A 26,048-nucleotide genomic window follows, 5' to 3' on the forward strand; every position below is an offset into this window, starting at 1 on the left:
AATTCCGGGGCACTACCCCGGTAGCGGCACTACCCCAGGTAGCGGTACCGCCCCCGGAAGTAGGTGAGCGGGCCGCCGTCCGCGCTGGGCGTGCGCACCGTGAGCACGCGCCCCACGATCAGCGTGTGGTCGCCCGCCTCGACCCGCTGGTCGGTCTCGCACTCGAGTATCGCCAGCGCCCCGCCGAGCACGGGCGCGCCGGATTCCTGGCCGCGGTAGTACGCGATGTCCTCGAACAGCAGCCGGTCGCTGATCCGGCCGCGCAGCGCGAACCGGCCGGCGATGTGCCGCTGGCTCTCGCTGAGCACGGACACCGCCCACCGCGGCTGCCGCTCCAGCAGTTCGTCCATCCGGGCGCCGGCACGTACGCTCACCAGCACCAGAGGCGGTTCGAGGGAGACGGACATGAACGCGGTCGCCGTCATGCCGACGTCCTCGCCGCGCGGCCCGTCCTCCGGGTCGTGGGCGGTCACGAGGACCACGCCGGCGGCGAGCCGGGACATCGCGGCACGGAACTCATCGGTGTTGACGGGCTGGCCCATGGTGGTCCCAGAATGCCGTCCTGCTGAAGTGTGGTGCACCCTCATCACGTTACGGGTCGGTAGAGGCGCGGACATCGGCCGGTGGTCGCAGACGGCCGGACGGCGGACCTAGGACGTGTCCCGAGGCGTGGCCCAGGACCCGGGGGTGCCCGGGGCACCGTGGACCGGAGGCTATACGTTCTGTGTTCAACTGCTCACCCGATGGTGTGACTTGAGTCACAAGGAGCACGAATTGTTGACCCTGTGTACCGGGCGCACAGCTCGCTGTGATTCAGTGGCGGTGTAATCGGATGAATGCGTATGCGTAGTGAGGGCATCAGCCACCGCGCACGCGGTGGCCGCAGCGACGGCCACCAGGCCGGCCAGTGGGCCGGCAGCCGAGCACCGGACACCACTGGACGAGACGACGCCGAGGGCGTGGAGGGGGGCATGGACACCGAGTCGGAGCCGTACGTCCGCCTGGCGACCCTGCGCCAGCTCCACCAGGTCGTGGCGGACCTCAACACGGCACGCAGCCTCGCCGACACCCTTCAGGCCGTGGCCGACGGGGTGGTCCGCGGGCTGGGGTTCGAGCTGGCCGCGGTGAACCTGGTCCGCCCGGACGGCGACCTCGTGGTGGCCGCGTTCGCCGGCAGCACCGCCGGTGAGGCGCTGCTGGCCGGGCGGGTGGGCTCGCGCACCTCCTGGGAGCGCCGGCTGACCATGGGCGAGCGCTGGGGCACCCTGCGGTTCATCCCGCACACCGAGGGCTGGGTGCTCATCGACGACGACGTGCCCCAGTGGCACACCGAGGGCCCGCTGCCGCGCTTCCCCGACGAATGGCACCCCGGCGACCGCCTGTACGCGCCGATGTTCTCCTCGCAGAGCGTCGGCAGCGAGCTGATCGGCGTGATCTCGGTCGACAAGCCCTCCAGCGGCCGTCACCCCGGCCCCTGGGGCCGCGAGGCGCTGCAGATGTACGCCTTCCAGGCGGGTGTCGCGATCAGCAACGCGCGGATGCGGGCCAACATGCAGCGTGCCCTGGTCCGGCTCGAACGCGACCAGCAGGCGCTGCGGGCCAGCGAGGAGAGCTTCCGGCAGGCCTTCGAGTACGCGCCCAGCGGGATGGCCATCGCCGAGATGGGCGGCGACCAGCACGGCAAGCTGCTGCGCGCCAACGACGCCCTGTGCCGGCTGCTGGGGCGGTCCGCCTCGGTCATGCGCCGCTACTCCTTCTCCGACCTGGTCCACCCCGAGGACGTCGGCCTGCTGCTGCGCACCTCCGCCGAGGGCGGGCGGGCCGAGCTGCGGCTGGCCCGCCGCGACGGCAGTTACGTGTGGGTCTCGCTGCGCAACTCCGTCGTCGCCGACACCGCCGACGGCCCCCGCTTCCTGCTCACCCACGTCGAGGACATCGAGGAACGCAAGGGCCGCGAGCTCCAGCTCGCCCACCGCGCCAGCCACGACTCCCTGACCGGCCTGCCCAACAGCGCCGAACTGCGCGCGCGCCTGTCCGCCCGGCTGTGCGGCCGCCCCCAGGACAAGGACGCGGCCGCGCGCGCCGCCGAGGGCCCCGAGGGCCTGGACGAATTCGCCTTCAGCTACGGCTACGGCCCCGACGAGCTCGCCGCACCGCTGGGCTCCCTCGACTCCCACACCCACACCGTCGCCCCGGACGAGAAGGACGAGGCGGCCGGCAAGGGGCTCGCGGTCCTCTTCTGCGATCTCGACGGCTTCAAGTCCATCAACGACCGCTTCGGCCACCACACCGGCGACGCCGTGCTCATCGAGGTGGCCCGGCGGCTCAGCGGCGCCGTCCGCGACGGTGACACCGTTGCCAGACTCGGCGGCGACGAATTCGTCGTCCTCGCCGACGGCCTCGCCCCCGCCGACGCGGCCGACCTCGCGGTCCGCCTGCGCAACGCGATCATCCCCCCCATCCGGGTGGACGGCCGCGCCGTCCGCGTCGGCGCCAGCTTCGGCATCGGCTGGGCCGGCTGCGGCATGACCGCCGAGGAAGTCCTCCACTCCGCCGACCAGCGCATGTACGTCGAAAAACGCTCCCGCTCCGCCACCCGCCCGAGCCACCGCAGGGCAGGCTGACGGGCGACCGTTGGTGGCGGCCCGTGCAGGGTTCGCCGTGTAGCGACTGAGCCAAAGGGCGCGCCGATGTCGAAAGGGAGAACGCGCGCAGCGTCCCGAGGAACGAGGGACGGAGCACGATCGACTGTCGACATCGGGCTTGAGCGCCCGGAGGCGAAGGCGCGGCAATAAAAAGGGCCGTCCACCTTGGGGCGTAGGTCCAGATCGCTCCTGGGGGTGACCCCGTCGCGGGGCGCCGTGCATACGCTGGGTGATGTGCAGCGCGTTTACGACTTCTTCCGCCGACACCCGACGTGGGTCGACAGCTTCTGGGCCGTCGTCCTGCTCGGCGTGTCCGGCGTGTGGATCGTCCTGGACCCGAGCCTGTCCGCGGCCGCCCGGGTCGCCGCGGTGCCGCTGTCCTTCGCGCTGGCCGCGGTCGTCGCGCTGCGCCGCAAGGTGCCGGAGAAGATGCTGCTGGTGGCGCTGGCCACCGGGCTGCTCCAGCTCGCCCTGGACGTGTCCACCAACCCGGGCGACATCGCGTACCTGGTGATCATCTACACCTGCGCCGCCACCGGCACCCGCTGGTCCTCCCGGCTGGCGCTGACCGCCGGCCTGCTCGCCGCGCCGCTGTCGATCATCCGCTGGCCGCCGCACGGCAGGGACAGCACCATCTGGACCACCCTGCTGTCCACCTGCTTCCTGACCGGCATCTTCGCCCTGTCCTGGGTGGTCGGCGACCGGCTGCGCACCCGCCGCGCCTACTACGCGGAGCTGGAGGAGCGGGCCGCCCGGCTGCACCGGGAGCGCGAGGCACAGTCCAAGGCCGCGGTCGCCGCCGAGCGGGCCCGGATCGCCCGCGAACTGCACGATGTGGTGGCCCACAACGTCTCGGTGATGGTCGTCCAGGCCGACGGCGCCGCCTATGTGCTGGACGCGGCCCCCGACCAGGCCAAGCAGGCGCTGGAGACCATCTCCAGCACCGGCCGCCAGGCGCTGGCCGAGATGCGCCGGCTGCTCGGCCTGCTGCGGGCCGGCGACGACGCAGGCGGGGAATACGTGCCGCAGCCCGGCGTGGACCAGCTCGCCGACCTCATCGACCAGGTGCGCGGCGCCGGCCTCCCGGTCCGCTTCGAGGTCGCCGGGCACGCCCGCCCCTTGTCCAGCGGCGTGGAGCTGACCGCGTACCGGATCGTCCAGGAGGCGCTGACCAACGTCCGCAAGCACGGCGGCGACGGCGCCAGCGCCTCGGTCCTGCTCGGCTTCGGCGACGCCGCGCTCGACCTGCTGATCGAGGACGACGGGCACGGCGCCCGCGCCGAGCTGTACCGGCAGGGCGGCCAGGACGGCCTCGGCCAGGGCCTGATCGGCATGCGCGAGCGGATCGGCATGATCGGCGGCACCCTCGACGCCGGCCCGCGCCCGGGCGGCGGCTTCCGGGTCAGCGCGGTGCTGCCGCTGCGGACCAGCGGCGAGACGGCGGCCCTGCCGTGACGTACCGACCAGCACCCCCATCCCAACAGAAAAACCGAAAGGCTTCCGATGGCGATCCGCGTCATGCTCGTCGACGACCAGGTGCTGCTGCGCACCGGCTTCCGGATGGTGCTGGCCGCGCAGCCGGACATGGAGGTGGTCGCCGAGGCCGGGGACGGCGCGGAGGCGCTGGAGGTGCTGCGCGCCACCCGGGTGGACGTGGTCCTCATGGACGTGCGCATGCCGAAGATGGACGGGGTGGAGGCGACCCGCCGGATCTGCGGCGGCGACCGTACCCCCGAGGCGGGCGGGCCGCGCGTCCTCATCCTCACCACCTTCGACCTCGACGAGTACGCGTTCGCCGCGCTCAAGGCCGGCGCCAGCGGCTTCATGCTCAAGGACGTGCCGCCGGACGAGCTGCTGACCGCGATCCGGGCGGTGCACAGCGGGGACGCGGTGGTGGCGCCCAGCACCACCCGGCGGCTGCTGGACCGGTTCACCCCGATGCTGCCCAGCGCCGCCGGCGAGCGCCGCCACACCGAGGTCGACAAACTCACCGACCGGGAACGGGAGGTGCTGCTGCTGGTCGCCCAGGGCCTGTCGAACGGCGAAATCGCTGCCAAGCTGGTGCTGTCCGAGGCTACTGTGAAGACGCACGTCGGACGGATCCTCACCAAGCTGGGTCTGCGGGACCGGGTGCAGGCGGTGGTGCTCGCCTATGAATCGGGCCTGGTTCGCGCAGGTGGGAGCGCCAACTGACCGGCGCCGCCGGGCCCGCACCCCCGAACGGGGGGAAGTCGCGCGCGGCTGGAATGATCCCAGCATTCGCGGTGTTCGTACGGCGGCAAGCGCTGTCGGGCGCCAACCGGCGCCCGCGGACGAGCAGTACCGGTTCAGCTACGGGGAGCATTGCATGCGTGCCATCGTCATCGAAGAGTTCGGCGGTCCCGAGGTCCTGACCACGGTGGAACTGCCGGAGCCGGATCCGGGGCCGGGCGAGGTCACCATCGACGTCGCCTTCGCCGGCGTCAACTTCGCCGACATCAAAGCCCGCGCGGACGGTTACCGGGTGCCGAAGCTGCCCTTCCGCCCCGGCATGGACGTCTCGGGCACGGTGCGGGCGGTCGGTGACGGCGTCTCCGGAATCGTTCCCGGCCAGGAAGTAGCGGCCTTCATGCGCGGCGGTGGCTACGCGCAGATCGCCGTCGCCCCGGCCGCCACCGTCTTCCCGCTCCCGCACGGCGTCTCGCTGCGCACCGCGGCCGCGCTGCCCACCGTCCTGCCCACCGCGTACGCCCTGCTGCACGAGATCGGCCGGCTGCGCGAGGGCGACACCGTCCTCATCCACAGCGCGGCCGGCGGCGTCGGCACCATCGCCGGCCAACTCGCCCGGATGGGCGGCGCGTCGGGGGTCTACGGCACGGTCTCCAGCCTCGCGAAGGCCGAGCACGCGCTCAAGTCCGGTTACGACCAGGTCTTCGAGGCGGCTGACTTCGACGCGGACGTGCTCGCCGTGACCGGCGGGCGCGGGGTGGACCTCGCGCTCGACTCAGTCGGCGGCGAGACCTTCCACCGCACGCTCCAGGTGCTGGCCCGGTTCGGCCGCCTGGTCAACTTCGGCAACGCGCGCGGCGCCGAGCCGTGGCAGACCGCCGCCGCCGAGATCGCCCCGCGGGCGATCTCGGTCGCCGGGTTCTCCATGCTCAGCATGGCCGGGGAGGACCCGCAGGCGCTGCGGACCCTGGCCGAGCGGGCGTTCTCCCTGCTCACCGACAGCGGGGTGGAGCTGCCCATAACCGCGGAGTTCCCGCTGGAGGAGGCGGGGCGGGCCCACGAGCTGGTGGAGTCGCGGACGACGACGGGCAAGTTGCTGCTCAGGGTGCCGGCGTGACGGGTTCCTCTTCGGCGTGATGTTCGGCCTGACGTTCCGCCTGACCGGCCGGTTGTGACGGGATGTCAGGTGCGGGCTGATCGGCATGCGCGGCGGTTTCTGCGGCGACCAGGTGGCGTACGAAGGATGCCGCCGCCTCCCGTACCTGGCTCTCCGTCCACTCCAGGGCGCTCGCCGCGATCATCATCTCGGTCATCGACAGGCCGGGCAGGCCCGGTTCGGTGAACCGGGCACGGCCGAAGAGGGTGACCCGGTCCTGCTCGGCCTGGCGCAGGGCGGCGGCGTTCACGATCTCGGCCGGGTACGGGAGCCAGAGCTGGAACTGGTGGGTGTGGGGTTCGGCCGGGTGGACCTTGGGCCAGCCCCGGGCGGCTCCCGCGTCCGCGAGCCCTTCGCCGATGCCCTCGCGCAGGGCCTTCGCCACGGTCTTGGCGTGCGCCACGTACGAGGGCAGGCGCGGCAGTTCGGTGTGCAGGCCGGCCAGTGCGGCCAGTGCGATCGGGAACTGCTGGTAGGCGAGGCCGCCGTAGCGGTGCCGCCACACCTTGGCTTCGTCGATCAGGTCGGTGGGGCCGGCCAGTGCGGCGCCGGCCAGGCCGCCCAGCGACTTGTAGAAGCTCACGTAGACCGAATCGGCGAGGGCCGCGATTTCGGGCAGCGTACGGCCGAAGTGCGGGGCGCATTCCCATATACGGGCGCCGTCGAAATGGATCACGGCGTCCCGTTCGCGGGCCGCCGCCACGGTCGCCGTCAGCTCGTCCCACGACGGCAGCACGAATCCGGCGTCCCGCAGGGGGAGTTCGAGCATCAGGGTGCCGAACGGTTCAGGGAATTCGCGTATTTCGTCGGCCGAGGGGAGGCGGGGGGCGCGGGTGGGGTGGACCGTGCGGAGTCCGGTCACCGTGGACAGGGCGTTGCGCTCGTGCACTTCGGGGTGGGCCAGCGGGTGGAGGGCCACCACCGGGTTGCCGGTCCTGCCCGCCCATGCGCGCAGCGCCACTTGCTGGGCCATGGTCCCGGTCGGGAAGAAGGCGGCGTCCTGCGTTCCCAGCAGCTCGGCGACCTTCTCCTCCAGTCCCCGCACCACCTCGTCCCCGTACCGATCCGGTTCCCCCTCCAGATCCCACACCTCACCCCCTTCCCGTCCCAGCCGCTCCCACCGCGCCCGGACCGACTCGCCCTTCCCCCCGTTCAGCACCTTCCCGCACGCGTCCACGGCCGCCACCAGCCGCGCCTTCTCCGTCACGTCATCCATCCCCCGATCCTCCCCTCCGGGGGTTCCCACTTCGACCCCGGGGCGCCGGGAAATGCTGCGGCGCTTGTTTTCGAAGGGTGCGGGTCGTACGGGGGCGGGCCTTGAACGGAGCGCGGGTTGTACGTACGGGGGTCGGGGCCTCCGGAGCGGGAGTCCGAAATCTCATATTTACGGGCCTGGCGGCCCACAAATATAAGTCAGCATTTCGGACCCCCACCCCTCCGACCCCTCCCACCACCCCAGGGCCACGCCGTCCCCCGGGTCACGCCGCCTCCCGAGTTCGCCTCCGGCCCGCACCCCCGGGCTGGCCCGCCCCTTCCGTCACCCGCCAGCCCGGGCCACCCTGTCCTCCGGCCACCCCGTCTCCCGGGGCACCCGCGCCTTCCGGGCCACCCCTGCCTGGCCCTCCGCCGGCCCGCACCCTCGAATCCGCCGCCGCGGCGGCGCGCGACGATGGCGGAAATCGGCGGTGCCGAGCCGGCCGCAAGCGGGGCGGCGAGCCGTCAAGAGCGCTCCACCACTCACCTGCCTCGGCCCCGCAACAGCCTTTCCCCTCGAACCCCTTGAGCAGAGGCACGCCCCTGCGAACCGCACCCCTTCCCCGCAACGACCCCCTCCGTGGCAGCGGCCCCCCGGCGGGAGCAGGCAGGCGACCTCCAAGCCCAAGCCGGGAAGAGGGAGGCAGGACGTGCGAAGGGTCACTGCGTCGGGGAACCCCCCGGGAAGGGGATTCGCGTAGGATTGACGAGAAGTCCGGGCCGCGGGAGGCGTGTGGTGGTGGAGGAGAAGCCGGCGAGGCTGGCCGTGGGGGTGGTGGGGGCCGGGCGTGTGGGGCCCGCGCTGGCCGCGGCGTTGCGGATGGCGGGGCACCACCCGGTGGCCGTGTCGGGCGTGTCGGAGGCGTCGCGGCGGCGGGCCGAGGAACTGCTGCCGGGGGTGCCGCTGGTGGAGCCGGCGGCCGTGCTGGAGCGGGCCGATCTGGTGCTGCTGACGGTGCCGGACGACGCGCTGCCGGACCTGGTGAGCGGGCTGGCCGAGACGGGGGCGGTGCGGCCGGGACAGCTGGTGGCGCACACCTCGGGGCGGTACGGGATCGCCGTGCTGGAGCCGGCGCTGAGGGCGGGCGCGCTGCCGCTGGCGCTGCATCCGGTGATGACCTTCACCGGCACGGAGGTGGACGTGCAGCGCCTGGCGGGCTGCTGCTTCGGCGTGACCGCCCCGGTGGAGCTGCGCACCGCGGCCGAGGCGCTGGTGATCGAGATGGGCGGCGAGCCGGAGTGGATCGAGGAGTCGGCCCGCCCGCTCTATCACGCGGCGCTGGCGATCGGCGCCAACCACCTGGTCACCCTGGTCGCGCAGGCGATGGACCTGCTGCGGGAGGCGGGGGTGGCCGAGCCCGGCCGGATGCTGGGGCCGCTGCTGGGCGCGGCGCTGGACAACGCCCTGCGCTCCGGGGACGCCGCGCTGACCGGCCCGGTCGCCCGGGGGGACGCCGGCACGGTGGCCGCCCACCTGCGGGAGCTGCGTACGCACGCGCCCGAGACCGTGGCCGGATACGTGGCCATGGCCCGCGCCACCGCCGACCGCGCCCTGGCCAACGGGATGCTCAAGGCGGAGTACGCCGAGGCGCTGCTGGGCGCCCTGGCCGACGAGGGGAACCGATGACGGAGCTGATACGGCGCGCCGCGGACCTGCCCCCGGCGGCGGCCGTGGTGATGACCATGGGCGCGCTGCACGAGGGGCACGCCACGCTGATCCGGGCGGCCCGGGAGTACGCGGGCGAGGGACCGGTCACCGTCACCGTATTCGTCAATCCGCTGCAGTTCGGGCCGAACGAGGACCTGGACCGGTATCCGCGCACCCTGGACGCGGATCTGGAGGTGGCCGCGAAGGCGGGCGCCGACCGGGTGTTCGCGCCGGCGGCGGAGGAGGTCTACCCGGGCGGGCAGCCGCAGGTCAGGATCACCGCGGGGCCGATGGGACAGGGGTACGAGGGCGCGTCGCGGCCCGGCCACTTCGACGGGGTCCTCACGGTGGTCGCCAAGCTGCTGCACCTGACCCGGCCGCGGGCGGCCTTCTTCGGGCAGAAGGACGCCCAGCAGCTCGCGGTGATCCGCCGCATGGTGACCGACCTGAACTTCCCGGTGGAGATCACCGCCGTGCCCACCGTCCGCGAGGACGACGGCTTGGCGCTGTCCAGCCGCAACCGCTACCTGAGCGGCGTGCAGCGCCGTCAGGCCCTGGCGCTGTCCCGCGCGCTGTTCGCCGGCCGTGACCGCCTCGCGCAGGGTCCCGCGGCGGTACGGGACGCCGCCCGCGCGTCGCTGGCCGGCGCCGAGGGCGTCGCCGTGGACTACCTGGACCTCATCGACCCCGCGACGTTCACCGCGGCCCCGCCCGGCCACACCGGACCTGCCGTCCTGGCCGTCGCCGCCAAGGTCGGCACCACCCGTCTGATCGACAACATCCCGCTGGAGTTCCCCGGCCCGCAAGCAGCCGCCACTCCGCAGTTCGGAGCCGCCCCATGACCGCGAACGACGCCAGAGCCGCCGCCCCCTACGCCGATCCGTCCACCGGAATACGCCTGCACGCCCCCGCCCCCGGCTGGACGATCGCCTCCGACGTGGTGGTCGTGGGCTCCGGCGTGGCCGGGCTGACCGTGGCGCTGCGCTGCGCCGCCGCCGGCGCGAAGGTCACGGTGGTGACCAAGGCGCATCTGGACGACGGCTCCACCCGCTGGGCCCAGGGCGGCATCGCCGCCGCCCTCGGCGACGGCGACACGCCCGACCAGCACCTGGCGGACACCCTGGTCGCGGGCGCCGGGCTGTGCGACGAGCCGGCGGTGCGGGCCCTGGTCACCGAGGGGCCGGACGCGGTGCGCCGGCTGATCGCCACCGGCGCGCACTTCGACGCGGACGAGGTCGGCACGATCCTGCTCACCCGGGAGGGCGGCCACCACCGGCGGCGTATCGCCCACGCGGGCGGCGACGCGACCGGCGCGGAGATCTCGCGGGCCCTGATCGCCGCGGTGCGCGCCGCCGAGGGGATCAAGCTGGTGGAGAACGCGCTGGTCCTGGACCTGCTCACCGATGTGGCCGGCCGTACCGCGGGCGTCACCCTGCACGTGATGGGGGAGGGGCAGCGCGACGGAGTGGGCGCGGTGCGGGCGGGCGCCGTGGTGCTGGCCACCGGCGGCATGGGCCAGGTGTTCTCGGCGACGACCAACCCGCCGGTGTCCACCGGTGACGGGGTGGCGCTGGCGCTGCGCGCCGGGGCCGAGGTCAGCGACCTGGAGTTCGTGCAGTTCCACCCGACCGTGCTGTGGCTGGGCCCGGACGCCGAGGGCCAGCAGCCGCTGGTGTCCGAGGCGGTCCGCGGCGAGGGCGCGCACCTGGTGGACGCCGACGGGGTGCGCTTCATGGTGGGACAGCACGAACTGGCCGAACTCGCGCCGCGCGACATCGTGGCCAAGGCGATCATGCGCCGCATGCGGGAGACCGGCGCCGCGCACATGTACCTGGACGCGCGGCACTTCGGCGCCGCCATGTGGCAGGAACGTTTCCCCACCATCCTGGCCGCCTGCCGGGCGCACGGCATCGACCCGGTCACGCAGCCGATCCCGGTCGCCCCCGCCGCGCACTACGCCTCCGGCGGCGTGCGCACCGACCTGCGCGGACGTACCACGGTGCCGGGCCTGTACGCGTGCGGCGAGGTCGCCTGCACCGGCGTGCACGGCGCCAACCGGCTGGCCTCCAACTCCCTGCTGGAGGGCCTGGTGTTCGCCGAGCGGATCGCCGCCGACATCGCCGCCCACCCGGCCGGCCCGGGCGAGCCGGTGCTCCCCGACCCCGCGCCCGCCCCGCTGCTGGCCTCCGAGGCGCGCTACGAGGTGCAGCGGATCATGACCGCGGGCGCGGGCGTGCTGCGCAGCGCCGAGAGCCTGACGGCGGCCGCGGCCGCCCTGGAGCGGCTGCACACCGCGGCCGTGGAGGCGTACGAGCGGGACGGCAAGACCGCCGAGCCGTGCGTGGAGACCTGGGAGGCCACCAACCTCGCCCTGGTCGCCCGGGTGCTGGTGGCCGCCGCCCGGCGCCGCGAGGAGACCCGCGGCTGCCACTGGCGCGAGGACCGGCCCGCCCGTGACGACCTGACGTGGCGCCGTCACCTGGTGGTACGCCTCACCGCGCACCGTACGCTGGAGGTCCGCACCACCGCGGGGCCGGATTTCGACGCAACCGTGCCCGTACGTCACCCGGCCGGCGTCGTGGAGGGGCCCGCTTTCGGGGATGATGGGGCCGCCGCCGCGCAACCCGGCTCCGCCGCCGGCCGCCGCGCCTGACCACAGATACGCCGCTTTCGAGGAGCAGCCGTGACCACCCCGGACCGTCCCCAGCCCGTCATTCTCCCCATGCCGCAGTTCGGGCCGCCGGGCCAGGCCGCAGCGGACGGCGGCTGCGGCGACGGCTGTGCCTGCGGGGCCGCCGACGCCCACGGCGAGTACGAGCTCGACCCGCTGGAGTGCGGCCTCGACCCGGACCTGGCGTCGCTGATCGTCGCCGACGGCCTGGACCCGGTCCAGGTCGAGGACATCGCGCACCTGGCCATCGAGGAGGACCTCGACCAGGGCGTGGACGTCACCACGGTGGCGACCGTGCCCGAGGACGCGCTGTCCACCGGTGACTTCACCGCCCGCGAGGCGGGCGTGGTGGCCGGGCTGCGGATCGCCGAGGCGGTGCTGTCGGTGGTGTGCACCGACGAGTTCGAGGTCGAGCGGCACGTGGCGGACGGCGACCGGGTCGAGGCCGGGCAGGTGCTGCTGACCGTGCGCACCCGCACCCGCGACCTGCTCACCGCCGAGCGCAGCGCGCTCAACCTGCTGTGCCGGCTGTCCGGCATCGCCACCGCCACCCGGCACTGGGTGGACGCGATCGAGGGCACCCGGGCGCAGGTGCGCGACACCCGCAAGACCACTCCGGGGCTGCGTGCGCTGGAGAAGTACGCGGTGCGCTGCGGCGGCGGCGTCAACCACCGGATGTCGCTGTCGGACGCGGCGCTGGTCAAGGACAACCACGTGGTCGCCGCCGGCGGCGTGGCCCAGGCGTTCAAGCTGGTCCGCGAGGAGTTCCCGGACGTGCCCATCGAGGTCGAGGTGGACACCCTGCACCAGGTGCGCGAGGTGCTGGAGGCCGGCGCGGACCTGGTCCTGCTGGACAACTTCACTCCCGCCGAGACCGCCGAGGCCGTCGCCATCGTCGGCGGCCGGGCGTTCCTGGAGTCCTCCGGCCGGCTCACCCTGGCCAACGCCCGCGCCTACGCGGAGACCGGCGTCAACTTCCTGGCCGTCGGCGCCCTCACCCATTCCTCCCCGATCCTGGACATCGGCCTGGACCTGCGAGCGGAAGCGTAGAAGGCGGATGCTGCTCACCATCGACGTCGGCAACACCCACACCGTCCTGGGGCTCTTCGACGGAGAGGAGATCGTCGAGCACTGGCGGATCTCCACCGACGCCCGCCGGACCGCCGATGAGCTCGCGGTCCTGCTCCAGGGCCTGATGGGCATGCACCCGCTGCTGGGCGACCTCGGCGACGGCATCGACGGCATCGCGATCTGCTCCACGGTGCCCTCGGTGCTGCACGAGCTGCGCGAGGTGACCCGCCGCTATTACGGCGACGTCCCCTCGATCCTGGTCGAGCCCGGCATCAAGACCGGCGTGCCCATCCTGGTCGACCACCCCAAGGAGGTCGGTTCCGACCGGATCATCAACTCGCTGGCCGCGGTGCACCTTTACGGCGGCCCGTGCATCGTGGTCGACTTCGGTACCGCCACCACCTTCGACGCGGTCACCGCGCGCGGGGAGTACGTGGGCGGCGCCATCGCTCCGGGTATCGAGATCTCGGTGGACGCCCTCGGGATGCGCGGGGCGCAGCTGCGCAAGATCGAACTGGCCCGGCCGCGCAGCGTGATCGGCAAGAACACGATCGAGGCGATGCAGTCCGGCATCCTGTACGGCTTCGCCGGGCAGGCCGACGGGATCGCCGAGCGGATGGCCCGCGAGTTGGCCGACGACCCGGACGACGTGACCGTGATCGCGACCGGCGGTCTGGCCCCCCTGGTCCTCGGCGAGGCGTCCATCATCGACGCGCACGAGCCCTGGCTGACCCTGATCGGGCTGCGGCTGGTGTACGAGCGGAACGTCTCGGTCACCTGAGCGGCCGCTCGAGCGGTCACTGCCGCGGTACGGGCCGGGTCCGGGTACGGGCCCGGCCCGTGGGCTGTCCGCGACGCACCGTGATCACCGTAATGCGCGTATTTTTTCCGATTGGCACTTAAAGTCCATTCATGCCCACGCCACACGGAACCCGAGGAGGGCCGGCGTTCGGCGCGGACGAGGCGCGGGTGGTCCGGCGCGCTCCGGCACAGGCGCCGCGCCCGTCCCGGCCGGTTGCCGCGGTTGACCCGGCCGCGCTGCCGCGCCGCTGCGAAACCCTCGCGGAGAACGACGTACGACTGCGCCTGGAGGCCCATATGCCCGCGCCGCGCCGCCTGCTGACCCTGCCGCACCCGTCCCTCGCGGAGGAGCGCGACAGGAAGGACCGGAAGGACACCGAGCCGGAACCGAAGCCGGGCGAGGAGCAGCAGCCCGCGGCGCCGGCGCCGGACAAGGAGCAGCCGCCCCAGCAGCAGCCGAAGACGCCCGAGCCCGAGCAGCCGGCCCGCCGCCGCACCCCCACCCCCGCGGAGATCTGGCCGCCCCACCGCCGTCCCCGCAAACCGGGCGAGGCCCGCAGCGCCTGATCCGCGGTACGGGCCCCGATGCGCCGTCGTACGGCCCCGGTACGCCCTAGGCCGTGTCTGACAAATCCCGCCTGGCCCGCGACGCCCCGCACGCACGCTCGCTGCGTTGTCGGTCGTCGGCGCAGCCCGCTGCGCTCTCCTCCCTCCGCCTTGCGATCGCACGCACCGGACGCCGCGGGCCCCGCCCTGGCGGGCGGACGACGCTATTTGTCAGACACGGCCTAGCGGCCGTCCGGCCCCCGCAGCCGAGTGCGGGGGCCCGCGGCCGACACCGCGGCCGTGGCAGTGGCCGTCAGGACGGCCAGGGAGGCGACCGCGACGGTGCCGCTGATGGTGGCCAGGCCGTTCTTGGTGCCCAGCTCCGGGGCGAGGTTGTCGGAGGGGTCGTAGACCACGTGCACCGTCCGGCCGGCCCGGGCCAGGCAGGTGCGGTTGTCGTGGTCGACCTGGCGGACCTTGCCGTCGGGCAGCTCCACCCGGCAGTGCCGGACGTGGCCGCCGCGGGTCAGCAGGGCGGGGGTGTCCAGCGTGGCGGTGGCGTCCTTGCCGTGCACGGCCAGATACCACTGCGGGGCGTTCATGAAGGCGGTGAAGTACAGCACCGCCCCGGCCGCCAGGGCGATCAGGACGGCCGGCTCGCGCCCGCGCGACTCCGGCGTGCGCAGCGCCAGCACCGCCAGGATCGCGCCCGCCACGAAGGCCACCAGCAGCCCCACCGGCCGCCCGGCCCAGATCGAGGCGGCGACCACAGCCGCGAGCCCCATGAGGACCGCCAGCAGGGCCCACGCCCAGCCGGCCGCGACCTCGCGCCGGTCGCCGGGCAGCACGAAGCGCCCGTCGCGGTCGGGCAGCACCCCGAACTCGGTGACGATGTGCCGCACCTGCCGCGCGCCGGACGCGGTGGTGCCCAGCTGTCGCAGCCGTTCCATGCCGAATCCGGCGTCCGCCAGGGCTCTGCGGGTACGACCGCTCAGCCCGTCCAGGTACGCCTCGACCGGCTGTTCGTCCTCTCGCATGACCCCAGAGTGTGGCCTGCCCCCGGCTCGGCCACAACATCCGGGATTGCCCAGTCCGCTTTCTGCCGGGCGCCGGGAAGGCCCTTGGGAAGAATCCGTGAGGGCCCCGGGAAGACCTTGGGAGGGCGCCCGAAGCGCCGCAAAGGGTGCTGGCTACTCTTGGCGGCATGGACTACGTATCCGCGATCGTGCCCCCGCTGGTGATGGCGGTGTTCTTCATCGGCCTGGTCGTGACGATCATCAAGAACCAGGGCGGCGCCAACAAGGCCAAGGAGGACGCGGCCGTGGACGCCATGCTCGCCCGCGAGGCCGCGCGCGGCGCCGAGGCGGCCGGCGAGGACCGCTGAGCGACGGCTCGGCCGCGCACCCCCTCGCCACTCCCTCCGGCGACAGCTCCTCCGGCCGGGGCCGGGCAGGGGCAATTCCGGCATTCGTCCTTAACGGACCGTAGTATTTCCAGTGTGCCGCGACCACTGGGAGAACTCGAAGACGCCGTGATGACACGGGTGTGGGAGTGGAACCGCCCGGTCACGGTTCGTGAGGTGCTCGAGGACCTGACACAGGACCGGACGATCGCCTACACAACGGTGATGACCGTAATGGACAACCTGCGCCAGAAGGGCTGGCTCCGCCGGTCGGCGGAAGGCCGGGCATATCGCTATGAGGCGGTTTCGACAAGAGCGGCTTACGCAGCCGCACTGATGAACGAAGCGTGGTCGGCCAGTGACAACCCTGCGGCGGCGCTCGTCCACTTCTTCGGCATGATGACGCCGGAACAGCGCGAAGCGGTCCGCGACGCATTGCGCATCATCCAGTCCGTGGACCCCTCCGGCCCGCCGGAAGCCGAAGGGCGATAGCGTCCGGCCCATGCCGCTGCTCTCGAATGAGGTCACCATCCGCCGCGCCCGCACGGGCGATGTCGCCGCCGTGCGGCGCCTGCTGGACTCCTATGTCCGCGCGGGGATCCTCCTCGACAAGGCCACCGTGACGCTTTATGAGGACATCCAGGAGTTCTGGGTCGCCGAACGCGACGAGGACGGCGTAGTGGTCGCCTGCGGCGCGCTGCACGTGATGTGGGAGGACCTGGCCGAGGTCAGGACGCTGGCCGTCGATCCGGCCTGGCGGGGGCAGGGCGCCGGCCACCACGTGCTGGCCAAGTTGCTGCAGACCGCACGCTGGCTGGGGGTCAGACGTATTTTCTGCCTCACCTTCGAAGTGGACTTCTTCGCCAAGCACGGGTTCGTGGAGATCGGGGAGACCCCGGTGGACGGCGATGTCTTCGGCGAGCTGCTCCGTTCCAATGACGAGGGCGTGGCCGAGTTCCTCGACCTGGAGCGAGTGAAACCGAACACCTTGGGTAACACTCGCATGCTGCTGCAACTGTGAGTGATCCGGTTTGTCCGGATCGCACCTACCTCGCGCGAACCTCTTCGCGCAAGGGGTTTGTGTTTTCCGCAGAAAGGCGCTTTGCTTTTACCGTTAATCCGTTTTCGATGAAAGGGAAGCCGGTGGCACAGAAGGTTCAGGTCCTTCTTGTTGACGACCTCGACGGTGGCGAGGCTGACGAGACCGTGACGTTTGCACTGGACGGTGTGACGTACGAGATCGACCTCACCACGGAGAATGCCGACAAGCTGCGCGGGCTGCTCCACCCGTACACGGACAGTGGCCGTCGTACCGGTGGCCGGGCCGGTCGGGGCCGTACCAAGGCGGTCCGCGGCAGCGGCGGCTCCGGCCCCGACACCGCCAAGATCCGCGCGTGGGCCAAGGAGAAGGGCTACGAGGTCAACGACCGCGGCCGGGTGCCGGCGACCATCCGTGAGGCGTACGAGAAGGCCCACGGCTGATCCTGGCTCCGCGTTCGCAGCGCGATCCGATGGCAGGCCGTCGCAAGGGCGGCCACCAGCGCCGGAAGGCCGATGGGCGCCCCCGCCCCATCGGACTGACCCGCACCGCCGCCCAGGCGGAGCGCGGGCACGGTGGATTCCACGTCGAGTCCCGGCCGAGGAGGCCGCAGCCACACCGGTGCCGACCGGTCGTACGCGGCCTCCCGGCGGCCCCAGTCGGGATGGGCGGGCGCCCGCATCGCCTGCCCCGCTCCCAGTGCGGCCAGGTCCAGCCCGAGGCCGGCCCACTCCAGCCACTCCAGGAGCCCCGGCAGCTCCTCGGCGGAGCCGGCGGCCACAAGCAGCCGGATCCGGTGGCCCTCCAGCGCCACCGGGCCGAGCAGTCCCGGCCGGGAGAACCGGCCCAGCATCGCGAACCCGGCCTCGGCCGGCGCGTCCAGCACGTCGAACCGCACCCCGGTGACCAGCCCCGGGGGCACGGTGCCGGTCACCGGCCAGCCCAGCTCCTGCTCGTACCAGCCCATACCCGGTGCAACTGTCGGCGGACCCCCGGGGTTACGCCGAGTCACCATCGGTGAGGGTGCCGTCCCGGAGTGTCACCGGATGCCCATCGGAGAGCCGCCGCAATCGCGCAACGCTGTTCGCCCGTAGCGCACTCCCGGAGCCGACACGATGTGGATTACGTGCGGCTGAGGGTAAGAAGTACCTAGTGAGAAGGGCTGGTGTTCGAGCAGGAGGGGCGGGCGTTCGCCGTAGGCGTAGTTGATAAAGGGGTATTCGCCTGGCCTGCGGGAACATCGTCTCGCACCATCGAGGTTGTGGGAGTGACGTCAGCCGGTAGCGCAGCTTTCCCCGTAGCAGCGGGGGTGATACGTGAGCGGCGCCGCTGTGCGGGACTAGCATGCGGAAGGACAGGGAGGGGACCGACCCCCCACTGCCCGACCGCTCTGAGGAGCGATTAACGATGTTCGAGAGGTTCACCGACCGCGCGCGGCGGGTTGTCGTCCTGGCTCAGGAAGAAGCCCGGATGCTCAACCACAACTACATCGGCACCGAGCACATCCTCCTGGGCCTGATCCACGAGGGTGAGGGTGTCGCCGCTAAGGCCCTGGAGAGCCTCGGGATTTCTCTTGAGGCGGTCCGCCAGCAGGTGGAGGAGATCATCGGCCAGGGCCAGCAGGCCCCGTCCGGGCACATCCCCTTCACCCCCCGTGCCAAGAAGGTCCTGGAGCTGTCGCTCCGCGAGGCCCTTCAGCTGGGTCACAACTACATCGGCACCGAGCACATCCTGCTCGGCCTGATCCGCGAGGGCGAGGGCGTCGCCGCCCAGGTCCTGGTGAAGCTGGGCGCCGATCTGAACCGGGTGCGGCAGCAGGTCATCCAGCTGCTGTCCGGTTACTCCGGCGGGAAGGAGTCGGCCACGGCCGGCGGGCCGGCCGAGGGCACTCCCTCGACCTCGCTCGTCCTGGACCAGTTCGGCCGCAACCTGACCCAGGCCGCCCGCGAGGCCAAGCTCGACCCGGTCATCGGGCGCGAGAAGGAGATCGAGCGGGTCATGCAGGTGCTGTCCCGCCGCACCAAGAACAACCCCGTCCTGATCGGCGAGCCCGGCGTCGGCAAGACCGCCGTCGTGGAGGGCTTGGCGCAGGCCATCGTCAAGGGCGAGGTCCCCGAGACCCTGAAGGACAAGCAGCTCTACACCCTGGACCTGGGCGCCCTGGTGGCCGGCTCCCGGTACCGCGGTGACTTCGAGGAGCGCCTGAAGAAGGTGCTCAAGGAGATTCGCACCCGCGGCGACATCATCCTGTTCATCGACGAGCTGCACACCCTGGTCGGCGCCGGCGCGGCCGAGGGCGCGATCGACGCGGCCTCCATCCTCAAGCCGATGCTGGCCCGCGGCGAGCTGCAGACCATCGGTGCCACCACCCTGGACGAGTACCGCAAGTACCTGGAGAAGGACGCGGCCCTCGAGCGCCGCTTCCAGCCCATCCAGGTCGCCGAGCCGTCCCTGCCGCACACCATCGAGATCCTCAAGGGCCTGCGCGACCGGTACGAGGCGCACCACCGCGTCTCGATCACCGACGAGGCCCTGGTGCAGGCGGCCACCCTGGCCGACCGCTACATCTCCGACCGGTTCCTGCCGGACAAGGCGATCGACCTCATCGACGAGGCCGGCTCGCGGATGCGGATCCGCCGCATGACCGCGCCGCCGGACCTGCGGGAGTTCGACGAGAAGATCGCCGACGTGCGCCGGGAGAAGGAGTCCGCGATCGACTCGCAGGACTTCGAGAAGGCCGCGTCCCTGCGGGACAACGAGAAGCAGCTCCTGGCGGCCAAGGCCAAGCGGGAGAAGGAGTGGAAGGCCGGCGACATGGACGTCGTCGCCGAGGTCGACGGCGATCTGATCGCCGAGGTCCTGGCGACCGCGACCGGCATCCCGGTCTTCAAGCTGACCGAGGAGGAGTCCTCGCGGCTGCTGCGCATGGAGGACGAGCTCCACAAGCGCGTCATCGGCCAGAAGGACGCCGTCCAGGCGCTGTCCAAGGCGATCCGGCGCACCCGTGCCGGGCTGAAGGACCCCAAGCGTCCCGGTGGCTCGTTCATCTTCGCCGGCCCGTCCGGCGTCGGTAAGACCGAGCTGTCCAAGGCGCTGGCGGAGTTCCTGTTCGGCGACGAGGACGCGCTGATCTCCCTGGACATGTCGGAGTTCAGCGAGAAGCACACCGTCTCGCGGCTGTTCGGCTCGCCCCCCGGTTACGTGGGGTACGAGGAGGGCGGCCAGCTCACCGAGAAGGTGCGGCGCAAGCCGTTCTCCGTGGTCCTGTTCGACGAGGTCGAGAAGGCCCACCCGGACATCTTCAACAGCCTGTTGCAGATCCTGGAGGACGGTCGGCTGACCGACTCCCAGGGCCGGGTCGTGGACTTCAAGAACACGGTGATCATCATGACCACCAACCTCGGCACGCGGGACATCTCCAAGGGCTTCAACCTGGGCTTCGCCGCCCAGGGCGACACGAAGTCCAACTACGACCGGATGAAGGCCAAGGTCAGCGACGAGCTGAAGCAGCACTTCCGGCCGGAGTTCCTGAACCGTGTGGACGACGTGATCGTCTTCCCGCAGCTCACCCAGGACGACATCCTGCAGATCGTCGACCTGATGATCAGCCGGGTGGACGAGCGCCTCAAGGACCGCGACATGGGCATCGAGCTGTCCACCGAGGCCAAGGTGCTGCTCTCCAAGCACGGGTACGACCCCGTGCTGGGCGCCCGGCCGCTGCGCCGGACCATCCAGCGCGAGATCGAGGACTCGCTGTCGGAGAAGATCCTCTTCGGCGAGCTGCGCCCCGGCCACATCGTGGTCGTGGACACCGAGGGTGAAGGCGAGAACGCCAAGTTCACCTTCCGCGGCGAGGAGAAGGTCACGGTCGCCGACGCCCCGCCCATCGAGACGGCCGGCGGCGCTCCCAACCTCTCCAAGGAGTAGTCACCCCGTCCGGGCCCCGCACCCGGGCTGACGCCACTCACGACACCCGGCCCCGCCTCCTCTCGAGCCCCCTCACCGGGGCTCCCGGAGGGCGCGGGGCCGGGCGTCGTGTTTTCCGCGGGGTTCTTCCACGTAGCAGAGCGATCTTCCGCGTGGCGGAGCGATGAGCGCGCTCAGCCCTCGTAGGACAGGTCCGGGTCTTCGCCCGGGCGGGGGGCGCCGATTTCCAGGTAGGCGCCGGTGGTGGGGTCCTTGGGGCGGAGGGTGACGGAGACGGTGTGGGTGCGGGCGTCGGTGTGGGTGCGTTCGGCGCCGGCGTCGATGACCCAGGCTTTGACGCCGGCGCGGCCGGTGCCGGTGCGGGAGAGCTGGACGGCGAATTCCATCCGGATCTCGCCCACCTCGAAGCGGATGCCCGCTCCCGCGCCCCGCGCGGCGCCGCTCATCAGGCCCTGGCGGATCGCCTCGACCGCGTCGGCGAGTTCCATGCCCGTGACGGGCTCCACGTGGTCGGCGTCGGCCATGAACGGTGTACCCCCTGCCGGATCGGCGCTGTGCGCGCGGCCCTCCACCGTAGTGCAGCAAATGTGACCGGCGCCATGAATTCCGGGGAATGGGGAGGGTCCGGAATTGCCGGGAAAGAGGGTCGGGACCGCCGCCGGGTGAGGTGTCGCACGTGACGGGGGCCACGTACGAAGGGAAATAGTGGGGTGCTCGGGGGGCGGGCGGGGAGAGGGCGCTGTTCGGCGGGGGAGCCCGGCTTGTCCTGCTTTGCCGTGTGGATAGTTCGGGCATTTAGTGCATTCAAGGACATGCGGTGGTGGCGTTCCGACATGCCCTTCGCTACGACCTCGCTTCGTAGGAGGGTTCCTTGCCGCCCGGCGGAATGCCGGGTTACCAAGGATTCGCGGCTCGACGCAGGCGGAAGCCGCTCCCCCCATTCAGTGAGGTCATTTCTCCATGCTCAAGAACTCGACGATGAAGAACCGCACGGCCCGCACCGCGAAGTCCCTGACCCGCCGCCGCGCGGCCGTGGTCACCGGAGGCGTGGTCGCGGCGCTCGCGCTGGGCTCCACCGCGGCGTTCGCCGCGAGCGGAGGGCAGCACCACGGGTTCTCCGCCGCGAGCACGGGCGCGGTGGCGCAGGCCGTGCACCAGACGGCCGACCAGCAGCCGGACCACGGCGCCGGCGCCGTCAAGGCCGCCCCGGCCGTCCTCAAGACGACCACGGCCAAGACGACGACCACCGTCACCGCGCGGCCGGTCGCCGCGATGAAGACCGCCGACCAGGCCAAGCAGAACGCCGCCTGGGTGACCCCGACCACCGGCTACGTGCTGGGCGCCCACTTCAACCAGGCCGGCTCGCACTGGATGCACAAGCACTCCGGCCAGGACTTCGTGGTGCCGACCGGTACCCACGTCCGGGCCGCGCACGAGGGCGTCGTCGTCACCGCAGGCTGGGGCGGCGCGTACGGCAACAACATCGTGATCGAGCACGGGTCGCACCTCTACACCCAGTACGGCCACCTGTCGCACATAGGCGTCTACGTCGGCGAGCACGTGAACACCGGCCAGGAGATCGGCCTGTCCGGCTCCACCGGCAACTCCACCGGCCCGCACCTGCACTTCGAGGTGCGCACCACGCCGTACTACGGCTCGGGTGTCGAGCCGATCCACTTCCTGAAGCAGCACGGCGTCAACCCGTGACGGGCACATTGACCTGTACGGAGGAGGACGTCAGGCGGTGACCGCCGCCTCCGCCTGGGCGACGAGATCGAGGGCGACCTCGAGGATGGCCGCGCGCTTCTCCTCGGGGTCGGCCTCGATGCCCTGCATGGCGAACATCCCGGCGTGCAGCGCGAACAGCGCGGTGCAGCTGCGTACCTGCGCGGTCAGCGTGGACTCGGACTCGGTGAGCAGCCCGTTGAGCGCGGAGACCTTGCTGCGGAAGGACTCCCCGATGCTCAGCTCGCGCACCGTGGCCTGGTTCTCCTGCATGAAGCGGAACAGCGCCGCCGCCCCCCACAGCACATCGCTGTAGCGACGCAGCACCTCCTGCTTGGTGGCCAGCGTCCGCGGCTGCGACTGGGCCCAGGCGATCAGCTCGTCGACCGGCCGGGCCAGGTCGTCCGTGATGCTGATCAGGATGTCTTCCTTGGTCTTGAAGTGGTAGTAGAGGGCGGCCTTGGTGACGTCCAGGTGCTCGGCGATCTCGCGGAGCGATGTCTTCTCGTAGCCCCGCTCGGCGAACAGCTCCAGGGCGACGTCCTGGATCCGGCGCCGGGTGTCGCCGCGGCGCGGCTGCTGCGGTGTGGCCATGGTGTCGCTCTCCTGCTGCACTGTGGCGCCACCCCGCTCCCACGGTGTGACGGACCCGATGCTCAACGGTACGGCCTGAGGGCCTCGCCACGCACTTACTTGACGCCCGGCTAGTAAACACCGTACCGTGCTGTGCGACGTTGTACTAGCTGGGCGGCAAGTAAGAAGCGAACGGTACGCACCGCCCGACGCGGGGGAGGAATCCGGTCATGTCCCAGACCGATGCGCCGCCGCCCACAGCCACCGCCGCAGCCGCTGCCTCGGGTCCGCGCCCGCGCAGCGTGCGCGTGGTGATGATGGGCCTGATGATCGCCATGATGCTGGCGATGCTCGACAACATGATCGTCGGCACCGCGATGCCGACCATCGTCGGCGAGCTCGGCGGTCTCAACCACCTGTCCTGGGTGGTCACCGCCTACACCCTGACCACCGCCACCTCGACCCCGATCTGGGGCAAGCTCGGCGACATGTACGGCAGGAAGGGCATCTTCCTGACCTCGATCGTGCTGTTCCTGTGCGGATCGGCGCTGTCGGGCATGTCCCAGTCGATGGACCAGCTCATCACCTTCCGGGCGATCCAGGGCCTGGGCGCCGGCGGTCTGATCGTCGGCGTGATGGCGATCATCGGCGAGCTGATCCCGCCCCGCGAGCGCGGCAAGTACCAGGGCCTGATCGCCGGCGTCATGGCGGTCGCCATGATCGGCGGCCCGCTGGTCGGCGGCTCGATCACCGACAACTGGGGCTGGCGCTGGAGCTTCTACATCAACCTGCCGATCGGCGTGGTCGCCCTGGCCATGGTCACGATCGTGCTGCACCTGCCCAAGAAGCGCTCCGAGGGCCGGATCGACTACCTGGGCGCGGCGCTGCTGACGGTGTCCATCACCTCGCTGGTGCTGCTCACCACGTGGGGCGGCACGCAGTACGCCTGGGGCTCCGGGGTGATCATCGGACTGCTGGTGGTCGGTCTGGTCACGCTCGCGGGCTTCCTCTACGCCGAGACGCGCGCCGCCGAGCCGGTGCTGCCGCTGCGCATCTTCCGCAGCGGCAACTTCTCGCTGATCTCGGTGATCGGCTTCCTGGTCGGCTTCACCATGTTCGGCGCGATGACCTTCCTGCCGCTGTACCAGCAGACCGTGCAGGGCGCGTCCGCCACCAACTCCGGCCTGCTCCTGCTGCCGATGCTGCTGGCCATGATGGCCGTGTCCATGGTGGCCGGCCGGATCACCACCTCCACCGGCAAGTACAAGATCTTCCCGATCGTCGGCGGCGCCCTGATCACCGTCGGCATGTTCCTGCTGTCCACCATGGGCGTGCACACCAGCCGGCTGGTCTCCGGCCTGTGGATGGCCGTGCTCGGCGCCGGCATGGGCTTCATCATGCAGATCACCATGCTGATCGCCCAGAACAGCGTGTCGATGCGGGACATCGGGGTGAGCTCGTCCTCGGCGACGCTGTTCCGCACCATCGGCGGTTCCTTCGGTGTCTCGCTGTTCGGCGCGCTGTTCTCGCACCGGGTGCAGCACGTGATGGCCTCCGGCGGCAGCCAGGGCGCCGCGGTCACCAAGTCGGGCGCTCAGCTCGACCCGGCGACCATCGCCAAGCTCCCGGCCGCCGTGAAGGACACCTACTTCCACGCGGTCTCCTCCGGCACCCACACGGTCTTCCTGTGGGGCACGGTGATCAGCGTCTTCGGCTTCCTCGCCGCCTGGTTCCTGGTCGAGACCCCGCTGCGCGGCGCCGCCCCCAAGGCGGCCCCCTCGGCGGAGGGCGAGGCGGAAGAGGCCCCGGAACTGGTGGCCGACGCGCTGTAGGCACCACCCGCGTTCCCCGGAGCGGCGGTGGCACCGGACCCCCGGTGCCACCGCCGCTCCGCGCGTAATGCCGGAAATGCCACGCGATGCGCAGTGTGCGGCAATGGCGCACCGGCCGTTACACAACCGATGGGTCGCTGTGCGGCCGCTGTGCGCTCACAGTCGCAGAAGCCCAACATCCGCTCCGTAGCTTCGTCATGGCCGCCCGGAAGGTTCCGGGGCGGGCATGCGGATGCAGTGGACGGAGGCAGCCATGGCGGCGGACGGCGCGGTTCTGGACTTCGAGGAGTACGTACGGACCCGGCAGGACGCGCTGCTCAGGAGCGCGCGACGGCTGGTCCCCGACCCCGTCGACGCCCAGGACCTGGTGCAGACCGCCCTGGTGCGGACCTACCCGCGGTGGGACGGCATCGCCGACAAGACCCTCGCCGACGCGTACATGCGCCGCGTGATGATCAACACCCGGACCGAGTGGTGGCGCAACCGCAAACTGGAGGAAGTACCCACCGGCGAGCTGCCCGACGCGAGCGTGGACGACGGCGCCGACCAGCGGGCCGACCGCGAGATGCTGCGCGACGTGCTCAAGGTGCTCGCCCCCAAGCAGCGCCAGGTGGTCATGATGCGCCACTACGGCCAGCTCACCACGGAGGAGACCGCCCGCGCCCTGGGGATGTCCACGGGTACGGTGAAGAGCACCCTGCACCGGGCGCTCGCCCGTTTGCGGCACGAACTGGAGCACGGCCGGTACGGCTACTCACGCAAGGAGGACGTGTGCGCCGCATAGCCCCCATCGCCACGGCGGGTGCGCTGGTGTGCGCCTGTCTTGTGGCCGCGGGCTGCGGCACCACCACCACGGGCGCGCGCCGGGAGGGCCCGGCACCGGTCGCCACCGTCAAGAAGACCCCCGCCGCGACCCCGGCGATCGCGGCGAACCCCGCGGCCCTGGCCGGCATGCTCCGCCGGGACACCAGCGTGAGCGCCGACGTCCGCGAGGACCTGACCCCGTGCGTGGGCGACGACTACCCCATGGACGCCACCCCGGGCTGGCTCACCTCCGGCGACGGGCCCGACCTTGTGGTGAACGTCACCACCTGCGGCGACGGCCTCGGCGTCGCGGCCTATGTGTACCGAATGATCAACGGCAAGTACCAGAACGTGTTCACCGACGAGCGCCCGCCGGTGTACGGAGCGGCGGACGGCGGCCGGCTGCAGATCATCCACGAGGTCTACAAGACCGACGACCCGGTCTCGTACCCCACCGGGCAGGAGCAGATCACCTACGCATGGGAGGGCAACCGGTTCAAGGAAGTGGCCCGGTCCTTCTCGGACTTCACCTCCAAGACGCCCAGCGCCTCCCCGGAGCCGACCTCCACCGAGCCCCTGCCGCAGCCCTCGTCCACCCCGCTCGACCCGGACCTGCCCAGCGACACGCCCACCCCCCGGACGCTGCCGCACTATTCGCCCTCCCCCCGGCCGGACCCGACACCGACCGGATCGGGCACTCCTTCGGGGACCGGGTCCGGCACCCCTTCGGGTGCGGCACGATAGCT

Annotated in this window: 25 protein-coding genes; 19 read left to right on the forward strand and 6 right to left on the reverse strand. The window is 71.7% G+C overall.

The features are described from left to right. Positions 1-29: 29 nt before the first annotated feature. Complete coding sequence (locus tag ITX44_RS29140; RefSeq protein WP_205360660.1) at positions 30-542, reverse strand: flavin reductase family protein; 513 nt, start codon at positions 540-542, stop codon at positions 30-32. Positions 543-971: 429 nt separating this feature from the next. Here ITX44_RS29140 and cdgB point away from each other — a divergent pair, with 429 nt between their 5' ends. The 4 genes from cdgB to ITX44_RS29160 all read left to right on the forward strand — a co-directional run bounded on the left by cdgB (position 972) and on the right by ITX44_RS29160 (position 5,970). Then, positions 972-2,624, forward strand: coding sequence for a diguanylate cyclase CdgB (gene cdgB / locus ITX44_RS29145; protein WP_205360767.1), 1,653 nt, complete (start codon positions 972-974; stop codon positions 2,622-2,624). Positions 2,625-2,879: 255 nt separating this feature from the next. Next, a complete protein-coding gene (locus tag ITX44_RS29150; protein WP_205360662.1) occupies positions 2,880-4,100 on the forward strand; it encodes a sensor histidine kinase in 1,221 nt (406 codons plus the stop codon). Between the two features lie 48 nt (positions 4,101-4,148). Continuing rightward, positions 4,149-4,838 (forward strand): response regulator, encoded by a 690-nt coding sequence (locus ITX44_RS29155; RefSeq protein WP_205360664.1) that lies wholly within the window; start codon positions 4,149-4,151, stop codon positions 4,836-4,838. Between the two features lie 154 nt (positions 4,839-4,992). Next, complete coding sequence (locus ITX44_RS29160; RefSeq protein ID WP_205360666.1) at positions 4,993-5,970, forward strand: quinone oxidoreductase family protein; 978 nt, start codon at positions 4,993-4,995, stop codon at positions 5,968-5,970. Here ITX44_RS29160 and ITX44_RS29165 read toward each other — a convergent pair. After that, positions 5,954-7,225, reverse strand: coding sequence for a threonine aldolase family protein (locus tag ITX44_RS29165; protein WP_205360668.1), 1,272 nt, complete (start codon positions 7,223-7,225; stop codon positions 5,954-5,956). The two genes, ITX44_RS29160 and ITX44_RS29165, sit on opposite strands and share 17 nt — an antisense overlap. Positions 7,226-7,999: 774 nt before the next feature. On the opposite strand from ITX44_RS29165, the gene ITX44_RS29170 reads away from it, so the two are divergent. From ITX44_RS29170 to ITX44_RS29195, 6 genes are all read left to right on the forward strand, one after another. Further along, entirely contained in the window at positions 8,000-8,890 is an 891-nt protein-coding gene (locus ITX44_RS29170) for a Rossmann-like and DUF2520 domain-containing protein (protein ID WP_307795535.1), read from the forward strand. After that, positions 8,887-9,753 (forward strand): pantoate--beta-alanine ligase, encoded by an 867-nt coding sequence (gene panC / locus ITX44_RS29175; protein ID WP_205360672.1) that lies wholly within the window; start codon positions 8,887-8,889, stop codon positions 9,751-9,753. Before ITX44_RS29170 ends, panC begins: the two co-directional genes overlap by 4 nt. Beyond that, positions 9,750-11,564 (forward strand): L-aspartate oxidase, encoded by a 1,815-nt coding sequence (locus tag ITX44_RS29180; RefSeq protein WP_205360674.1) that lies wholly within the window; start codon positions 9,750-9,752, stop codon positions 11,562-11,564. Before panC ends, ITX44_RS29180 begins: the two co-directional genes overlap by 4 nt. Before the next feature lie 69 nt (positions 11,565-11,633). Continuing rightward, positions 11,634-12,632, forward strand: a complete 999-nt coding sequence (gene nadC, locus ITX44_RS29185; RefSeq protein WP_205360768.1) for a carboxylating nicotinate-nucleotide diphosphorylase — start codon at positions 11,634-11,636, stop codon at positions 12,630-12,632. A gap of 7 nt (positions 12,633-12,639) precedes the next feature. Further along, positions 12,640-13,434: a type III pantothenate kinase gene (locus ITX44_RS29190; protein WP_205360676.1), complete on the forward strand. Its 795-nt coding sequence runs from the start codon at positions 12,640-12,642 to the stop codon at positions 13,432-13,434. A 131-nt stretch (positions 13,435-13,565) separates the two neighbouring features. After that, positions 13,566-14,021 carry a hypothetical protein gene (locus tag ITX44_RS29195; RefSeq protein ID WP_205360678.1) on the forward strand — a complete coding sequence of 152 codons (456 nt, stop codon included), beginning with the start codon at positions 13,566-13,568 and terminating at the stop codon, positions 14,019-14,021. A gap of 221 nt (positions 14,022-14,242) precedes the next feature. Here ITX44_RS29195 and ITX44_RS29200 read toward each other — a convergent pair whose 3' ends face one another. Then, on the reverse strand, positions 14,243-15,037 hold the full coding sequence (locus tag ITX44_RS29200; RefSeq protein WP_205360680.1) for a hypothetical protein: 795 nt from the start codon (positions 15,035-15,037) through the stop codon (positions 14,243-14,245). A gap of 167 nt (positions 15,038-15,204) precedes the next feature. Here ITX44_RS29200 and ITX44_RS29205 point away from each other — a divergent pair, with 167 nt between their 5' ends. The 4 genes from ITX44_RS29205 (at position 15,205) to ITX44_RS29220 (ending at position 16,884) form a co-directional block, all read left to right on the forward strand. Beyond that, positions 15,205-15,384 (forward strand): hypothetical protein, encoded by a 180-nt coding sequence (locus tag ITX44_RS29205; RefSeq protein WP_205360682.1) that lies wholly within the window; start codon positions 15,205-15,207, stop codon positions 15,382-15,384. A gap of 114 nt (positions 15,385-15,498) precedes the next feature. Continuing rightward, the gene (locus ITX44_RS29210; RefSeq protein WP_205360684.1) at positions 15,499-15,894 is read left to right on the forward strand and encodes a BlaI/MecI/CopY family transcriptional regulator; all 396 of its coding nucleotides are present in this window, start codon (positions 15,499-15,501) and stop codon (positions 15,892-15,894) included. 10 nt (positions 15,895-15,904) lie between these two features. Continuing rightward, positions 15,905-16,423, forward strand: a complete 519-nt coding sequence (locus ITX44_RS29215; protein WP_205360686.1) for an amino-acid N-acetyltransferase — start codon at positions 15,905-15,907, stop codon at positions 16,421-16,423. Positions 16,424-16,545: 122 nt separating this feature from the next. Further along, on the forward strand, positions 16,546-16,884 hold the full coding sequence (locus ITX44_RS29220; RefSeq protein ID WP_205360688.1) for a histone-like nucleoid-structuring protein Lsr2: 339 nt from the start codon (positions 16,546-16,548) through the stop codon (positions 16,882-16,884). Here the strand turns inward: ITX44_RS29220 and ITX44_RS29225 are convergent. Beyond that, positions 16,815-17,456, reverse strand: a complete 642-nt coding sequence (locus ITX44_RS29225; RefSeq protein ID WP_205360690.1) for an SCO3374 family protein — start codon at positions 17,454-17,456, stop codon at positions 16,815-16,817. The two genes, ITX44_RS29220 and ITX44_RS29225, sit on opposite strands and share 70 nt — an antisense overlap. A gap of 392 nt (positions 17,457-17,848) precedes the next feature. Here ITX44_RS29225 and ITX44_RS29230 point away from each other — a divergent pair, with 392 nt between their 5' ends. Beyond that, positions 17,849-20,368, forward strand: coding sequence for an ATP-dependent Clp protease ATP-binding subunit (locus tag ITX44_RS29230; protein ID WP_205360692.1), 2,520 nt, complete (start codon positions 17,849-17,851; stop codon positions 20,366-20,368). Between the two features lie 173 nt (positions 20,369-20,541). Here ITX44_RS29230 and ITX44_RS29235 read toward each other — a convergent pair whose 3' ends face one another. Then, complete coding sequence (locus tag ITX44_RS29235) at positions 20,542-20,892, reverse strand: trypco2 family protein (protein ID WP_205360695.1); 351 nt, start codon at positions 20,890-20,892, stop codon at positions 20,542-20,544. 436 nt (positions 20,893-21,328) lie between these two features. Between ITX44_RS29235 and ITX44_RS29240 the strand changes: the two genes are divergently transcribed. Then, positions 21,329-22,075, forward strand: a complete 747-nt coding sequence (locus ITX44_RS29240) for a M23 family metallopeptidase (protein WP_236061905.1) — start codon at positions 21,329-21,331, stop codon at positions 22,073-22,075. Positions 22,076-22,105: 30 nt separating this feature from the next. On the opposite strand, the gene ITX44_RS29245 is transcribed toward ITX44_RS29240, so the two are convergent. Then, positions 22,106-22,687, reverse strand: coding sequence for a TetR/AcrR family transcriptional regulator (locus tag ITX44_RS29245; protein ID WP_205360696.1), 582 nt, complete (start codon positions 22,685-22,687; stop codon positions 22,106-22,108). A gap of 209 nt (positions 22,688-22,896) precedes the next feature. Between ITX44_RS29245 and ITX44_RS29250 the strand changes: the two genes are divergently transcribed. The 3 genes from ITX44_RS29250 to ITX44_RS29260 all read left to right on the forward strand — a co-directional run bounded on the left by ITX44_RS29250 (position 22,897) and on the right by ITX44_RS29260 (position 26,046). Continuing rightward, positions 22,897-24,498, forward strand: a complete 1,602-nt coding sequence (locus ITX44_RS29250) for an MDR family MFS transporter (RefSeq protein ID WP_205360698.1) — start codon at positions 22,897-22,899, stop codon at positions 24,496-24,498. Between the two features lie 226 nt (positions 24,499-24,724). Then, a complete protein-coding gene (locus ITX44_RS29255; RefSeq protein ID WP_372441023.1) occupies positions 24,725-25,282 on the forward strand; it encodes a SigE family RNA polymerase sigma factor in 558 nt (185 codons plus the stop codon). Next, the gene (locus ITX44_RS29260) at positions 25,270-26,046 is read left to right on the forward strand and encodes a hypothetical protein (protein WP_205360700.1); all 777 of its coding nucleotides are present in this window, start codon (positions 25,270-25,272) and stop codon (positions 26,044-26,046) included. Before ITX44_RS29255 ends, ITX44_RS29260 begins: the two co-directional genes overlap by 13 nt. Positions 26,047-26,048: the final 2 nt, after the last annotated feature.

It is taken from the genome of Actinacidiphila acididurans (genome assembly GCF_016918855.1).
GTDB lineage: Bacteria > Actinomycetota > Actinomycetes > Streptomycetales > Streptomycetaceae > Actinacidiphila > Actinacidiphila acididurans.

Excerpts from the sequence above, each read along its gene's own strand:
- ITX44_RS29235 (WP_205360695.1), bottom strand. The coding sequence starts at position 20,892 with ATGGCCGACGCCGACCACGTGGAGCCCGTCACGGGCATGGAACTCGCC.
- ITX44_RS29200 (WP_205360680.1), bottom strand. The coding sequence starts at position 15,037 with ATGCGAGAGGACGAACAGCCGGTCGAGGCGTACCTGGACGGGCTGAGC.
- nadC (WP_205360768.1), top strand. The coding sequence starts at position 11,634 with ATGCCGCAGTTCGGGCCGCCGGGCCAGGCCGCAGCGGACGGCGGCTGC.
- cdgB (WP_205360767.1), top strand. The coding sequence starts at position 972 with ATGGACACCGAGTCGGAGCCGTACGTCCGCCTGGCGACCCTGCGCCAG.
- ITX44_RS29225 (WP_205360690.1), bottom strand. The coding sequence starts at position 17,456 with ATGGTGACTCGGCGTAACCCCGGGGGTCCGCCGACAGTTGCACCGGGT.
- ITX44_RS29180 (WP_205360674.1), top strand. The coding sequence starts at position 9,750 with ATGACCGCGAACGACGCCAGAGCCGCCGCCCCCTACGCCGATCCGTCC.
- ITX44_RS29250 (WP_205360698.1), top strand. The coding sequence starts at position 22,897 with ATGTCCCAGACCGATGCGCCGCCGCCCACAGCCACCGCCGCAGCCGCT.
- ITX44_RS29190 (WP_205360676.1), top strand. The coding sequence starts at position 12,640 with ATGCTGCTCACCATCGACGTCGGCAACACCCACACCGTCCTGGGGCTC.
- panC (WP_205360672.1), top strand. The coding sequence starts at position 8,887 with ATGACGGAGCTGATACGGCGCGCCGCGGACCTGCCCCCGGCGGCGGCC.
- ITX44_RS29215 (WP_205360686.1), top strand. The coding sequence starts at position 15,905 with ATGCCGCTGCTCTCGAATGAGGTCACCATCCGCCGCGCCCGCACGGGC.
- ITX44_RS29165 (WP_205360668.1), bottom strand. The coding sequence starts at position 7,225 with ATGGATGACGTGACGGAGAAGGCGCGGCTGGTGGCGGCCGTGGACGCG.
- ITX44_RS29255 (WP_372441023.1), top strand. The coding sequence starts at position 24,725 with ATGCGGATGCAGTGGACGGAGGCAGCCATGGCGGCGGACGGCGCGGTT.
- ITX44_RS29240 (WP_236061905.1), top strand. The coding sequence starts at position 21,329 with ATGCTCAAGAACTCGACGATGAAGAACCGCACGGCCCGCACCGCGAAG.
- ITX44_RS29140 (WP_205360660.1), bottom strand. The coding sequence starts at position 542 with ATGGGCCAGCCCGTCAACACCGATGAGTTCCGTGCCGCGATGTCCCGG.
- ITX44_RS29205 (WP_205360682.1), top strand. The coding sequence starts at position 15,205 with ATGGACTACGTATCCGCGATCGTGCCCCCGCTGGTGATGGCGGTGTTC.
- ITX44_RS29245 (WP_205360696.1), bottom strand. The coding sequence starts at position 22,687 with ATGGCCACACCGCAGCAGCCGCGCCGCGGCGACACCCGGCGCCGGATC.
- ITX44_RS29195 (WP_205360678.1), top strand. The coding sequence starts at position 13,566 with ATGCCCACGCCACACGGAACCCGAGGAGGGCCGGCGTTCGGCGCGGAC.
- ITX44_RS29155 (WP_205360664.1), top strand. The coding sequence starts at position 4,149 with ATGGCGATCCGCGTCATGCTCGTCGACGACCAGGTGCTGCTGCGCACC.
- ITX44_RS29230 (WP_205360692.1), top strand. The coding sequence starts at position 17,849 with ATGTTCGAGAGGTTCACCGACCGCGCGCGGCGGGTTGTCGTCCTGGCT.
- ITX44_RS29160 (WP_205360666.1), top strand. The coding sequence starts at position 4,993 with ATGCGTGCCATCGTCATCGAAGAGTTCGGCGGTCCCGAGGTCCTGACC.